Raw genomic sequence first — 14,182 nt, 5'->3', positions numbered from 1 at the left:
CTTGTTGTTGGGCTCCGGTATTTTTGGACGATCTTTTCAGGTATAGACAGGGCGCTTTAGGAGACTTTCTGGTACTTTCCGATGATTCGTGCGGCTATCGCCCGGGGTTGAACGTGAGCAGTGCCTATCCACCCATATTCAAGCTGTATGGCGAGGCCCAGGCCTGGCCGGCCCCCGATCTCCTGCATTGCGAGACGATCGAGAGCCGTAGTCGCCTGCATGCCTGGCACATCGAAAGCCATCGCCACGCGGACCTGGCCCAGTTGCTGTACGTGCGCCAGGGTGGCGTGAAGCTACAACTGGAAGACTGGCGCGGGGAGATGACCGGGCCCTTGCTGGTGGTGTTGCCGGTGCTCTGTGTGCACGCCTTCGCCTTCGATCCGGCCGTCGAGGGGTTCGTCATCACGCTGCCGGTACCCCAGGTGGAGCGCCTGAAATTGCGTTGCCAGAGAGCCGGACCAGGGCTGTTCCTCGCTGCCGAATGCCTGGCCCTGGCGGGGGCGGACGCCGTTTGGCTCGAGCAACTGATTGGCCAGCTCGTCGCCGAATACGAGGGCCGCAAGCCAGGGCGCGAAGTGTTGCTCGAAGCCCTGCTCGACAGCCTGGCGATCTGGCTGGTGCGCCAACATCGCCAGCAACAGGGAACGGCCTTGCCGCGGCGCGCCGAGCAGCACCTCGGCCGCTTCCTGGCGCTGGTGGAGCAGCATTACCGCGAGCACTGGAGCCTGGGGCGCTATGCGGCGGCCCTGGGTATCTCCGGGGTCCACCTGAACAGCCTGTGCCGCCAACTCGCCGGCGCCTCGGCCCTGGCCATCGTCCACGAGCGCCTGCTGCTGGAAGCACGCCGGACGCTGAGCTATACCCAGGCGTCGGTAGGCGAAATCGCCGATGCCCTGGGCTTCGCCGATCCTGCCTACTTCGCGCGCTTCTTCCGGCGTGGGACCGGACAGAGCCCGGTCAATTATCGGCGTCTGGCAGGAGCGGACCTGCCGGGGTGAGCGGGTGGTTCTCACCAGCCAGGGTGTCCGCGACCCGGGCCGCCAGGGCATCGAGGTTGAAGGGCTTGGTGATCAGGGTCATGCCCGGCTCCAGATAGCCCTCGAGGTGGGCGCCCTCCGCATAGCCGGTGGCGAACAGGACCTTGAGTCCCGGCCGGCGCTGGCGCGCGATCTCGGCCAGTTGCCGCCCGTTCATGCCCGGCAAGCCGACATCGGAGAGCAGCAGGTCGATCGGCCGGGTGCCCTCCAGGATCGGCAGGGCGCCACGGGCGTCTTCGGCCTGCAAGGTCGCGTACCCGAGCTCCCGCAGCAGATCCACCACCATCTGCCGGACCACGGGTTCGTCCTCCACGACCAGCACGGTCTTGCCGGCGCCATGGGGGGTGAGGGTCGGCGAGGTCAGGCGCGGCGCCTCGACATCGGCACCGAGGTAGCGGGGCAGATAGAGCCCCACGGTGGTACCTTTGCCAGGCAGCGACTCCAGCCGGACATGACCCTTGGACTGCTTGGCATAGCCGTAGATCATCGACAGGCCCAGCCCGGTGCCCTGGCCGATGGGCTTGGTGGTGAAGAAGGGGTCGAAGGCCCGCGCCATCACCTCGGGACTCATGCCCGTCCCATCGTCTTGCACCAGCAGCGCCACGTAGTCGCCGGCACTCACCGCATCCAGGCCATTGCCGCTCTCGGCCAGGTAGACGTTGTGGGTTTCGATGCGGATGGTGCCGCCGTGGGGCAGGGCATCGCGGGCATTGAGGACCAGGTTGAGCAGGGCGCTCTCCAGTTGGTGCGCATCCGTCAGCGCTTGCCAGAGGTGTTCGTCCAGGTCGAGCACCAGGGTGATATCGCCGCGCAGGCTGCGCAGCAGCAACTCTTCCATGGAGCTAACGCAGGCGTTGACGTGGATGGGCTGGAGGTCCAGCGCCTGACGCCGGGAGAAGGCCAGCAGGCGCTGGGTCAGGGCGGCCGCGCGCTGGGCGGAGGTCAGCGCCGAATGCAGGTACTGGTCGAACTTGTCCTGCCGGCCAGCCTTCTGGTGGCGCTGCAGCATGTCCAGGCTGCCCATGATCCCGGTGAGCAGGTTGTTGAAGTCGTGGGCGATGCCGCCAGTGAGCTGGCCGACCGCCTCCATCTTCTGCGCCTGGCGGAGCTGCTCCTGCAGTTCCTGCTGCTCGGTGACATCCCGGCCCACGGCATAGATGAGGTCGTCCTCGGCGCTGGCCGTCCAGTCGAGGATACGGTAGCTGCCATCACGGCCGCGCAGGCGTGCGCGCAGTCCGGCCGAGCCCTGCAGGGCGCCCAGGCTGCGCAGGGTATCGAAGACTTGGCGCTGGTCGTCCGGATGGATCAGCTCGGTCAGCTGGATGCTGGCCAGATCGGTTTCGCGGCGCCCCAGCAGTCGCGTGGCGGCGCTGTTGACCGTCTTCACCTCGCCATCGGCACGGCAGATCACCATCAGGTCATGGCTGATGCGCCACATCCGGTCGCGCTCGCGGGTCCGCAGCTCGATCTGCCGTTCCAGCTCCAGGCGCGAGCGGGTGAGTACCTCGCGGGCGTCGACGATGCTCTGGATATCGGTGCAGGTGCCGAACCACTGTTCGATGCGGCCCTGGGCGTCCCGGACCGGCTGCGCCCGCCCGAGCACCCAGCGGTAGCGCCCTGACCGATGCCGCAGGCGGTATTCGATGTGGTAGGGCTCGCCGGTGCTGAGGCTGTGGTGCCAGACCTTCCAGGTCCTTTCCTGGTCGTCCGGGTGGAAGACGTTGGCCCAGCCTTCGCCCTCGGTGGAGCCCAGGGGGACGCCGGTGAATTCGTACCAGCGGTCGTTGAAGTAGAAGTGATGGCCATCCGGGCGCGTGGCCCAGACCATCTGGTCGATGGAGTTGATGATGGCGCGCAGCTGGGCTTCGTTGCGCGCCAGCTCCTGGGCCTGGCGCCGGTGCCCGCTGATATCGATGAACAATACCGCGAAGCGGTCGCCCGGCAGCCGGTGCGCGCGCACCTCGTACCAGTGATCCCGCTGCAGCTGCAGCGGAATGTCGAACTGGGTGAACTCGGCGTCGGAGTTCATGAAGTCGATGTAGGCGGGTAGCAGGGTCGCTTCCAGCTGGGGCAGGGATTCGCGCAGCGTCCTGCCCAGCACCTGGTCCAGCGGGATGCCGGTGAGGGTCGCGAAGATCGGATTGACCTCCAGGAAGCGGAAGTCTTCCATCAGCCCGTCGCCAGCGCGGATCGCCTGGGCCATGTAGAAGCCCTCGCGCATGCCGTGGTACAGCTCCTGCAGCCAGAGATCCCGCTCGGTGATGGCCGCCTCGTGGCGCTTGCGCTCGGTGATGTCGTAGCACACCCCCAGGTAGCGTCCGCTGCCCTCGCTGGTCATTAATTGCCCACGCCGGCCCAGCCAGCGTTCTTCGCCGGTATCGGCACGGCGGATGCGGTATTCCAGATAGTCGAGGGCATCGTTGTCGGGGGCGGGCGACAGGGTGCGCAGACTGGCGACATCGTCCGGATGCAGCAGCCTGACCAACTCGTCTAGCGGATAGCTGCGTCGCTCCGGCAAGCCCCAGAGCTGGCAGAAGCCCGAGGAGACCAGCAACCGGGCTTCGCCTGGCAGCAGTTCGAAGGTGCCGACCCGGCCCACTTCCTGGGCGAGGCGCACGCGCTCCTCGGACACCAGCTGTTCGGTTCGGTCCTGCAGGATATGCACGAAGCCACGTAGGGCGTCGGCGTCCCTGAGCGCCGAGGTGGCGATCTCCACCCAGCGGGAGGCTCCCCCCTGGACGGCGATCCAGCCGGCGCCACGGCCGTGCTCATCGACCTGGGCCTGATGCTGGGCCGTCGCCAGGAAAGCGGGATCGCGACCGCCCAGCAGCAAATCGGCGAAGTCCCGGCCCCGGGCTTCGCCAGCCGTCCAGCCACAGAGCAGTTCCGCCCCCCGGTTCCAGCGCTCGATAGCCCCATGCCGGTCGGTGATGACCAGGGCATGGGAGGTCACCTGCAGCAGGGCCTGTTGTTCGAGCGAAGACATCGACATGCTGAAATTCCGTTGCGCAGGCGGGAGCCGCCGTTACTGGTCTTCGATACCCTCGGTCAGCTGGACGTTCAGACTGCGCAGGGCATTCCAGTACTCAGGATAGGTCTTGCCCACGCAGTCGGGGTCGAGAATGCGGATACCCGCGACCTTGAGGCCGGCCAGGGCGAAGCACATGGCGATGCGGTGATCGGCATGGGTCTCGATCACGGCGTCGACCTGGGTACCGGCCAGGGCGGGATCGGCGGCGACCAGCAGATCGTCACCCTCCACCTCGGCCAGGCCGGGGCGGATGGCATTCAGGCCATCCTGGAGCGCGGCCACCCGGTCGCATTCCTTGACGCGCAGGTTGGCCAATCCCACGAAGCGCACCGGGGTCTCGTTGAAGGCCGCCAGTACCGCCAGGGTAGGGATGGCGTCCTGCATCTGGGAGCCGTCGATGACCGCCGGCAGGTGCGGGAAGGCCGCGATGAAGTCGCGCGCCTTGGCGTCGGGCTGGGTGAAGCCGTCGTCGGCGACGCCGAGGTCGATGGCGCCCCCGGTCAAGGCCTGGGCGGCCCAGAGGTAGGTGGCGGCGGAGGCGTCCGGCTCGATGAAGTAGTCCCGGGCGACATAGCCGGTGGGCGCCACGCGCCAGGTAGCGGCGTCCAGTTGCTCGACCTCGGCCCCGAAGGCACGCATGGCGGCCACGGTCAGGTCGACGTAGCCACGCGCACCGATCTCGCTGCCGCGCAGCGCGACTTCCACCGGCTCGGTGCCGAGCGCCGCCAGCATCAACAGCGCCGAGACGTATTGACTGGACAGGCCGGCATCCACCTCGAAACGGCGAGCGGTGAGCTGACCCTGGCCGTTGACCGTTACCGGTGGGCAACCGGTGGGGGCGTCGACTTGGATACCGTTGGCGCTCAGGGTTTCCAGCAGGGGCGCGATGGGACGCTTCTGCATGTAGGCGTCACCGGTCAGGGTGACGGCGCCGTCGACCGTGGCGACCGCGGCGGTGAGGAAGCGCACCGCGGTGCCGGCGTTACCCAGGAACAGGGGCTGCGCGGGTTGCTGCAGGCGGCCACTGCCGGTGACCACGAAGGTGGTGCCATCGGGCTCGTCGATGGTGACGCCCATCAGCCGCAGGGCCTCGGACATATGCCGGGTGTCATCGCTCTTGAGGGCACCGGAGAGCCGACTCGTCCCCTTGGCCAAGGCCGCCAGGAGCAGCGCTCTATTGGTGATGGACTTGGAACCGGGCGGAGCGATGCGGCCACGCAACGCGACGTTGGGAGGGGTGACGGTGATACAGGGTCTGGCGGACATGAGGGCTCCAAGCAACTTCGCGACAGCCATGGCGGCGGATCGTAACAGGGGCGCCATGATGCCATTCCAGCCCCCGGTGCCCAAGTACCTCCTGTGTTAATACCACCCCTATAGACGCAGGTAAGTCCGCCGATCAGTCCTGCTGTCACAAACAGGTAATCAAGGAAGGGTAGTGCTAGCTGCTTTCGAAAGGAGCACCTGCCATGTCCTTGTTTCGTCGTGATCGTCGCCGTGTCCTCCAAGGCCTGGGGGCTACGCTGCTGTTGCCAGCGCTCGGCGCGCGCACCTGGGCGGCGCCGTCCGGACGGCCGGGCGTGCCCGATGGGGTCCAGGCCGGTGACGTCACCGAGGGTCGCGCGCTGATCTGGAGCCGTACGGACCGACCGGCGCGACTGCTGGTGGAGTGGGATACCCAGGCCAGCTTTCGCTCGGCCCGCAAGGCTGCCGGCGCGGTCACCACGGCCGCCCAGGATTACACGGCGCGCCTCGATCTGACCGGGTTGCCCGCCGACCAGCGCATCTTCTACCGGGTGCGATTCGAGGATCTGGACACGGGAGCGCTCAGCGAGCCCGTCGCCGGCCACCTGCGTTCGGCACCGACGCAGCGCGGCGACATTCGCTTCGTCTGGGGCGGTGACACCGTCGGCCAGGGCTTCGGCATCAATCCCGACATCGGCGGTATGCGCATCTACAGTTCCATGCGCGAACGCCAGCCGGATTTTTTCCTGCACAGTGGCGACACCATCTACGCCGATGGCCCGGTGCCGGCGCAATTGACCGTCGAGGAGGGGCGTATCTGGCGCAACCTCACCACGGAAGCCAAGAGCAAAGTGGCCGAGACGCTGGACGAATTCCGAGGCAACTATCGCTACAACCTGCTGGATACCCATCTGAAGCGCTTCAATGCCGACGTTCCCCAGGTCTGGCAATGGGACGACCACGAAACCACCAACAACTGGTCGCCGAGCAAGACGCTGGACGAGCGCTACCAGGTGAAGGACATCAATGTCCTCAGCGGCCGGGCCAGACAAGCCTTCCTGGAGTACGCGCCCATGCGTGGCGTCTCGGCGGATGGGGCAGGGCGGATCTACCGCAAGATCGCCTATGGCCCGCTGCTCGACCTCTTCGTACTGGACATGCGCAGCTATCGCGCCGGTAACGACGCCAATCTGGGCGCGGAAGAAGGCGGGCAGGGCGCCTTCATGGGTCGTGAGCAGCTCGATTGGTTGAAACGTGGTCTGCAGGCATCCCAGGCGACCTGGAAGATCATCGCGGCCGACATGCCGATTGGCCTGCAAGTCCCGGATGGCAAGGACGCCCAGGGGCAGGCCCGCTGGGAAGCCATCGCCAATGGCGACCCGGGCGCGCCCAAGGGGAGGGAACTGGAAATGGCCGATCTGCTGGGCTTCATCGCCCGGCAGAAGATCGCCAATACCCTATGGCTGACCGCCGACGTGCACTACTGCGCAGCCCATCATTATCACCCGGACCGGGCCGCCTTCCAGGAATTCGAGCCGTTCTGGGAGTTCGTGGCGGGCCCACTCAACGCCGGCAGTTTCGGTCCGAATCCCTTGGACGCCACCTTCGGGCCCGAAGTGGTGTTCCAGAAGGCACCGCCCCAGGCCAATACCTCCCCGCTAGGGGGTTTCCAATTCTTCGGAGAGGTGGAAATCGACGGAAAATCAGCCGAGTTGAAGGTAACCCTGAGAGACCAGGATGGGCGTGCCCAATTCACGCAGGCCTTGCAACCTGTACAGGTTAATACCACCCCTATAGTCTAAGTATGTCATCATTTAGCACTGTGCCAAAGAGCAAACATTGAGCCGAAAACTGGTCGAAATGCTACAATCTAGTAGTCAACAGGTTGGGGCTGGCTGTGCACGAAGACATCAAGAGCGCTTTCGAAGACCTCAAGCGGAGCATCGCGACCTTCAACGAGCGTTGGCCTAGCCGAGTCGTGGCGGCACGCGTTTGGCGTCTGCCGTTGCTGACGCAACAGCGGGTACCCGATCACATCCTGGCGGAAAGCTTCGAGGGTAGCGAAGCCGTGGAGCTCACGCGCGAGGCCTTGCTGGCCTTCCACCTGCAGCCTGGCCAGGCGCCGGGTACCGTCAGCCGTCTGCCGGGTTACATCGCCCTGGCCGAGCCGCTGATGGAGGAGGTCCTGGCCATCAATGACAGCAAGGCCGCCTTCAGCGCCGCGATCGAACAGACCCGGCTGGAGTTGGAGCTGGCTCCGGAAGCGCGGCCACGGATCATGCGCAAGGCGCTGGGCGGGGCCTTCAACACCAAGCAGCTAATTCGCAAGGTGCATGGCTTTCCCGACCCGGTCCGGCAGTTGACCTTTACCTGGGCAGGCCACACCGCAGGCGGGGAGAGGGTCAAGGTGTCCAAGGTCCGGGAACAGCTAAAGACGCTCGCCATGGCCCGCGCGGATCGTGAGCGGATCGCCCTGGATCGCACCCCTGAATGGCAGGAGCACCAGGCGCTGAATCGCATGGCGGACGACGACATCCTGGTCCGCCACAAGAAGATCGCACCCCATCCCCGGGCCATGCTCTGGTTCGGGGAGGAGAGCCGTTACGACGCCATGATCCATGCGAATCTACCGGTGTTCGTGGTACCGGCCGAGGATGGCATGGAGGTGGTCGACCTGCGCGACTTCGACCGTACCCAGCGCGGGGCCCTGCGACCGGACATCAAGCCACGGCGGGAGGTGCTGGCTACGCGACTGCTGTACCTGCCCACGGAGAACCCGGAGCGACCCAGCGCTCCGCGTAACAACGAGGCTACGCTCAAGCGATCGACCTACAGCCGCTAGGGGCGGCGGGCATCCGCCGCGTTACCGCGCCGGCGGTTGTCGTAACCGGATACATCCCTGACCGAGTGAAAAGGTAACGAAAATCTGCGGCGTGACGGGTCGTAGCTGTAGCGTAAAATAAAAAACCCATACAAATCAAAGGCTTATAAATGTTGGCACAGTGCCTGCTTTATTATTGGCACAAGAACAACAAGATGCGCCGCTAACGCCCACAACAAAAACAATACGGCCAAGGCTCGCGAACCGATCATTTTGGAACTCCTCGGAGCCACCAAAGTAATCTGTTCACTTCCCACCTCCTGGTGGGGCGTACTCGACATCGATGACGCTGACGTCCAACAATAACAACAAGAGGACAGCAGCGTGTTTGGATAAGGGAGCCTAGGCTCCCTTTTTTCATGCCTGGTGGAAAGGGGCGATGGCATTGGCTGCCCGCTCAACCCTCCTGTTCATGCTCATCGAGCGCCGTTCCTGTTGGCTTTTGGCTTACCACCTCCGGTATTCCACCGATCCGCTTTGGCGCCTTTCCCGCCCTTGATCTATGGTGTTGGCAGCCCCTTCCTGCGGATGCCAGTCCATGAACCTTGCGAAGTCCTTACCCGCCCGATGGCTGAACGAGCCGAGGCACTGGTCCGACACGGACGGCCTGCTGCACGTGCGTACCGAGCGCAACAGCGATTTCTGGCAAAAGACCCAGTACGGCTTCGAACGCGACAGCGGGCACTTCCGCGGCTACCAGGTGGGAGAGGAGTTCACCGCCCAGGTGCGGATCACCGGGACCTTCACCGAACTCTATGACCAGGCCGGATTGCTGGTCCGCCAGGACAGTGCGCACTGGTGCAAGACGGGGCTCGAGATCAACGACGGTATCGCTCATCTGGGCAGTGTGCTGACCCAGGGGCATTCGGATTGGGCCCTGGGGCCCATGCCCGATGCGCTGCGCGGTTTCTGGCTGAGGATGACGCTCCAGGCCCAGGTCCTGCGCCTGCAATATTCCCTCGACGGGGTGGTCTGGCCGTTGTTGCGGCTGTGCCGATTCGCGGCGGAAGAGGGCGCGCCGCTGGAGATCGGTCCCTATTGCTGTTCCCCGCAGCGCGAAGGCCTGGAAGTCAGCTTCACCGACCTCCAGATCGGCCCGGTGGTGGCCAAGGCCTTGCACGACCTGAGCTAGCCGCCGCTTGCTCAACTCATCCAGTTGCCGCCATCCACATTGTAGGTCTGGGAGACCACGAAATCGCTGTCGCCGGACGCCAGGAACACCGCCATGCCGACCAGGTCTTCCGCCGTGCCCATGCGGCCATAGGGCACGGCTTCGCCGACCAGGCGTTTCTTCTCGCCCAGCGGACGCTGCTCGTAATGGGCGAAGAGGGCGTCGACGCCTTCCCAATGCTCTCCGTCGACCACACCCGGGGCGATGGCATTGACGTTGATGCGGTGCTTGATCAGGTCGAGGCCGGCCGACTGGGTGAGGCTGATCACCGCGGCCTTGGTCGCGCAGTACACGGCTACCAGGGCTTCGCCACGGCGGCCGGCCTGGCTGGCCATGTTGATGATCTTGCCGCCATGGCCCTGGGCGATCATCTGCCGGGCCGCGGCCTGCAGGGTGAAGAGGGTGCCGGCCACGTTGATCGAGAACAGCCGCTCGTAGCTTTCACGGGTGATCTCGACGATGGGCGCCAGGTCGAAGAGGGCGGCATTGTTGATCAGGATGTCGAGTTTACCCGCGGTGGCGACCACCTGGGCGATGGCCGTGTCGATGGAGGTCTGGTCGGTGACATCCATGGCCAGGGCATAGGCGCCTTCGCCCAGCTCCGCCGCGGTCTCCCGCGCTCTTTCGATGTTGATGTCGGCGATGGCCACCGTCGCGCCTTCCCTTATATAGGCCTGGGCGAAGGCCTTGCCGATGCCGCGGGCGGCGCCGGTGATCAGGGCGCTTTTGCCTTCCAGTCTGTTCATGCTCGTTGCTCCGCTCGGTAGGGTGCGGCTGCCGATACCCTCAGGGCATCAGGCAGCCGCTGCGTATCGTTACTTCAAGTAGCCCGCGCGTTTCATCTCGCGCGTGGTCGACGTCTGGGCCGCTTCCAGGGCTTGCTGGACGCTCATCTGTCCGGTGAGGGCAGCGGAGAACAGCTTGCCAACCGAGGTACCGATGGCCTGGAATTCGGGAATGGTCACGTACTGGATGCCGACATAGGGCACCGGCTGGGCCGAGGGATGCGCCGGGTCGGCGTGCTGCATCATCTCGAGGGTGATCTTGGCGAAGGGCGCCGCGCTCAGGTACGCCTGGCTGTAGGTGGATTGGCGAGTGCCCGGCGGCACGTTGCTGATGCCATCCTGGTCGGCGACCAGCTGGATGTATTCCTTGGAAGTCGCCCAGGTGATGAAGGTCCTGGCGGCGTCCTTGTGCTTTGCACTCGCCGGGATGGCCAGCGACCAGGCATATAGCCAGGAGGAGCCCTTGTCGGTCACCTCGCGGGGCGAGGCGGCGAAACCGACCTGATCAGCCACCTTGCTCTGGCTCTTGTCCGTGGTGAAGGATCCGGCCACGCTGGCATCGACCCAGAGTGCGCACTTGCCACTGTTGAACAGGGCCAGGTTTTCGTTGAAGCCGTTGCTGGACGCACCCGGCGGCCCGTATTTCTTCAGGGTGTCGACATAGAAGGTGGCCGCAGCCGTCCATTCGGGGCTGGTCAATTGGGGCTGCCAGCGCTCGTCGAACCAGCGCGCGCCGAAGGCATTGCCCATCAGGCTGAGCAGGGCGACGTTCTCGCCCCAGCCAGCCTTGCCTCTCAGGCAGAGGCCGTACTGATCCTTTTCCGGCTGGTTGAGCTTGCCAGCGAACTCGGCGAGCTGCGACCAGGTCGGTTTGTCCGGCATCTGCAGGCCGGCGGCCTGGAACAGGTCCTTGCGGTAATAGGTCACGGTGCTTTCACCATAGAACGGCAGGGCATAGAGGCGATTGTTGACCGATAGCCCCTGGCGGACCGCCGGGAAGATGTCGTCGACGTCATAGCTGGCCGACAGATCGTCGAGGGGCTCGAGCCAGTTCTTGGCGCCCCAGAGCGGCGTTTCGTAGGTCCCTATGGTCAGCACGTCGAATTGGCCGCCCCCGGTGGTGATGTCGGTGGTCAGGCGCTGCCGCAGGACGTTCTCCTCGAGTACGACCCAGTTCAACTTGATGTCGGGATGCTGCTTTTCGAATACCTGGGACAGCCGCTGCATGCGGACCATGTCGCTGTTGTTGACGGTGGCGACGGTGACCGATTCGACGGCCTGGGCCACGCCGGTCAAACCGAGGCCAGTGCAAAGCAGCAAGGCGAGGGGGTGCTTCATCGAGGTCTCTCCGTGACTGCCGCGGCGGGCAGCTTGTTGTTGTTATGGCTGGTACACCGCCGATGGAAATTTGATTCGGCCCCGACGGCTGAGGATGATTACAGCAGGAGCCCCGATGCCTTTGCTAACCTGCCATTGACCAGGCGCCGATACTTTTTTGATCTCCAGCGGTCGCCTGGCCCAGGTCAAAAAAGCATCGATGGGACCTCAACGCCGAGTAGCCCGGCCAGAACAAGCCAGAACACCTTGAGGTAACGCCATGAAGGCCACCGCCTTCCTCGAAGCCCGGCCGGCGGAGCTGGAAGTCATCCTTGCCGAACCGGAGCAGAGCTTTCGCTGGTACGAGCACGACTATCCCTACGCCTTGGCGCGCTGGAACCACCACCCCGAATACGAGATCCATCTGATCCGTCAGGGTAGCGGACGGTTACTGGCCGGGGACTATGTCGGGCCTTTCGCGGCCGGCCATGTCGCCATGATCGGGCCGGACCTGCCGCACGACTGGATCGGCGATCTGCCTCAGGGCGAGGTGCTGAGCGGCCGCGATGTGGTCATCCAGTTCAACGGCGAGTTGCTGCGTTCGCTCAGCGCCCTGGCTCCCGAACTTGGCGACTATCTGCCGCTGCTGGAGCAGGCCAGACGCGGACTGGAGTTCACCGGCGACACCGCGCGGCAGGCCGCCGCGCTGATCGAGGCGATCGGCAGGGTCCAGGGCGCCGAGCGCCTGCTCAGGCTTTTCGCCTTGCTTGGCTTGCTGTCCCGGGCACCGAACGGCGAAAAGCGCGTGCTGGCCAGTGCCTGTTACGCGCCGGCATTGGACGACCGCAGCTCCGCGCGCGTCCATCAGGCCTTCGACTATCTGCTGAGCGAGCTCACCGAGGACATTCGGCTGACCGTGATCGCCCAGCGCGTCGGCATGAGCGAGGCCGGCTTTTCTCGTTTCTTCAAGAAGATCACCGGCCACGGTTTCATCGAATTGGCGCGCAAGCTGCGTATCCAGCGGGCCTGTCGGCTGCTGCTGCAGGCGGAGCTGTCCATCGCCGCCATCTGCTTCGAGGTGGGTTATTCCAATTTGTCGAACTTCAATCGGCATTTTCGCAACGAGACGGGACAGACGCCGAGCCAGTATCGACGTGAAGCGCTGACGACCAGGCGGCAGCCGGAACCGAAGGGTGAGGGCGGGTGAGGGTGGTCGTACCCGTCAAGGGCCAGGCGAGCGGATGACTGGCGTGCCCGACGTCGATGACGTCAGGCACGCCAGCGAAGGCCTTACTCGGCGCTCGACGGCTTGGCCCAGAGGTTGATGTCGCCTTCGACCGCATGGGTATCGATCTCGGCCAGTTCCTCGGCGGTGAAGGCCAGGTTGTCCAGCGCGGCCACGTTCTCGACGATCTGCTCGGGTCGACTGGCACCGATCAGGGCACTGGTGATACGCGGATCGCGCAGGGTCCAGGCCAGCGCCAGCTGCGCCAGGCTCTGGCCACGGCGTTGGGCGATGGCATTCAAGGCACGGACCCGTTCGAGGTTTTCGGCGGACAGGTGGCCTCGCTGCAGGGACTGGCCACCGGGCTGGTTGACCCGCGCCTCGGCCGGCACGCCCTTGAGGTACTTGTCGGTCAGCAGTCCCTGGGCCAGCGGCGTGAAAGCGATCACGCCGCTACCGACTTCCTCGGTCGCGTCTAGCAGATCCTTTTCGATCCAGCGATTAAGCAGGTTGTAGGCTGGTTGATGGATCAGCAGCGGGATCTTCCAGTCGGCCAGCAGCCTGGCCATCTCGCGGGTCTTGGTCCCCGAGTAGGAACTGATGCCTATATAGAGCGCCTTGCCTTGTTGGACCGCGCTGGCCAGAGCGCCGGCGGTTTCTTCCAGCGGCGTATGCTCATCGAACCGGTGCGAATAGAAAATATCGACGTAATCGAGACCCAGGCGTTGAAGGCTCTGGTCCAGGCTGGCCAGGACGTATTTGCGCGAGCCGCCACCTTGGCCGTAGGGACCGGGCCACATGTCCCAGCCGGCCTTGCTGGAGATGATGAGTTCGTCGCGGTAGGCAGCGAAATCTTCGCGCAGCAGCCGACCGAAATTGATCTCGGCGCTGCCATAGGGCGGCCCGTAGTTGTTGGCCAGGTCGAAATGGTTGATACCCAGGTCGAAGGCAGTCCGCAGCAAGGCGCGCTGGCGATCCAAGGGCGTGGTGTCGCCGAAGTTGTGCCACAGGCCAAGGGACAGCGCCGGCAGCACCAGGCCGCTGCGGCCAACGCGGCGGTAAGGAATACGGTCATAGCGATCGGAAGCGGCTTGATAAGCCATTGAACACTCCTTGGGATGGAATACTTGTTGGAAGCCCAGGATGGTCGCGCAGCCTGGCGCAGGCAGAGACAGGCGACCACCGGAAAGAGATTTGGGAAAAGACGCCATCCGATTAAAGCTGCCGGCGACGTCTTGTACAAACAGCTGCTGCGGATTTTGCGGTGCAGGTGTGCGGTTGGCGGCGATCCGGATCTCTGAAGCCGTGAGGTCGGGCAAACTGGCAGGTCGTAGCGAATTGGAGAAAGCAGCCAGCGTGAAAAGGCAGACACTCGGTGCAGCGCTCCATAACCATAACTTCGCATAATGTATATTATGTTAAATAGGATATGGATGATTCCCTGGGTCTGCCCTTTGCCTCCTGACCAGGATGATTAGCCAACGGGCTAC

The 14,182-nt window shown here is 64.6% G+C and carries 10 protein-coding genes; 5 read left to right on the top strand and 5 right to left on the bottom strand.

Going from position 1 to position 14,182, the window contains the following annotated elements; genetic code table 11:
- Window positions 1–113: 113 nt before the first annotated feature.
- The gene (locus FSV73_RS01540; protein WP_186309135.1) at window positions 114–998 is read left to right on the top strand and encodes a helix-turn-helix domain-containing protein; all 885 of its coding nucleotides are present in this window, start codon (window positions 114–116) and stop codon (window positions 996–998) included.
- On the opposite strand, the gene FSV73_RS01535 is transcribed toward FSV73_RS01540, so the two are convergent.
- Together FSV73_RS01535 and FSV73_RS01530 are read right to left on the bottom strand one after the other, a co-directional pair.
- Window positions 958–4,029 carry a hybrid sensor histidine kinase/response regulator gene (locus tag FSV73_RS01535; RefSeq protein ID WP_145002869.1) on the bottom strand — a complete coding sequence of 1,024 codons (3,072 nt, stop codon included), beginning with the start codon at window positions 4,027–4,029 and terminating at the stop codon, window positions 958–960. The genes FSV73_RS01540 and FSV73_RS01535 overlap by 41 nt on opposite strands.
- A gap of 33 nt (window positions 4,030–4,062) precedes the next feature.
- Window positions 4,063–5,334, bottom strand: a complete 1,272-nt coding sequence (locus FSV73_RS01530; RefSeq protein ID WP_145002866.1) for a 3-phosphoshikimate 1-carboxyvinyltransferase — start codon at window positions 5,332–5,334, stop codon at window positions 4,063–4,065.
- A 203-nt stretch (window positions 5,335–5,537) separates the two neighbouring features.
- Between FSV73_RS01530 and FSV73_RS01525 the strand changes: the two genes are divergently transcribed.
- The 3 genes from FSV73_RS01525 to FSV73_RS01515 all read left to right on the top strand — a co-directional run bounded on the left by FSV73_RS01525 (window position 5,538) and on the right by FSV73_RS01515 (window position 9,326).
- The gene (locus FSV73_RS01525) at window positions 5,538–7,115 is read left to right on the top strand and encodes an alkaline phosphatase D family protein (protein WP_145002863.1); all 1,578 of its coding nucleotides are present in this window, start codon (window positions 5,538–5,540) and stop codon (window positions 7,113–7,115) included.
- Between the two features lie 95 nt (window positions 7,116–7,210).
- The gene (locus tag FSV73_RS01520) at window positions 7,211–8,155 is read left to right on the top strand and encodes a DNA replication terminus site-binding protein (protein ID WP_145002859.1); all 945 of its coding nucleotides are present in this window, start codon (window positions 7,211–7,213) and stop codon (window positions 8,153–8,155) included.
- Window positions 8,156–8,732: 577 nt separating this feature from the next.
- Entirely contained in the window at window positions 8,733–9,326 is a 594-nt protein-coding gene (locus FSV73_RS01515; protein WP_145002856.1) for a DUF1349 domain-containing protein, read from the top strand.
- An 11-nt stretch (window positions 9,327–9,337) separates the two neighbouring features.
- On the opposite strand, the gene FSV73_RS01510 is transcribed toward FSV73_RS01515, so the two are convergent.
- Window positions 9,338–10,111, bottom strand: a complete 774-nt coding sequence (locus FSV73_RS01510) for an L-iditol 2-dehydrogenase (protein WP_145002853.1) — start codon at window positions 10,109–10,111, stop codon at window positions 9,338–9,340.
- Between the two features lie 69 nt (window positions 10,112–10,180).
- Complete coding sequence (locus FSV73_RS01505) at window positions 10,181–11,488, bottom strand: ABC transporter substrate-binding protein (protein ID WP_145002850.1); 1,308 nt, start codon at window positions 11,486–11,488, stop codon at window positions 10,181–10,183.
- A 259-nt stretch (window positions 11,489–11,747) separates the two neighbouring features.
- Here FSV73_RS01505 and FSV73_RS01500 point away from each other — a divergent pair, with 259 nt between their 5' ends.
- A complete protein-coding gene (locus tag FSV73_RS01500; protein ID WP_145002847.1) occupies window positions 11,748–12,674 on the top strand; it encodes an AraC family transcriptional regulator in 927 nt (308 codons plus the stop codon).
- 83 nt (window positions 12,675–12,757) lie between these two features.
- Here the strand turns inward: FSV73_RS01500 and mgrA are convergent, their stop codons facing one another.
- Window positions 12,758–13,795: an L-glyceraldehyde 3-phosphate reductase gene (gene mgrA / locus FSV73_RS01495; RefSeq protein ID WP_145002845.1), complete on the bottom strand. Its 1,038-nt coding sequence runs from the start codon at window positions 13,793–13,795 to the stop codon at window positions 12,758–12,760.
- Window positions 13,796–14,182 lie beyond the last annotated feature (387 nt).

It is taken from the genome of Pseudomonas oryzihabitans (assembly GCF_007665395.1).
Classification (GTDB): domain Bacteria; phylum Pseudomonadota; class Gammaproteobacteria; order Pseudomonadales; family Pseudomonadaceae; genus Chryseomonas; species Chryseomonas psychrotolerans_C.
The sequence above is the reverse complement of the archived record's forward strand: the minus strand, read 5'-3'. Positions and strand labels throughout refer to the sequence as shown.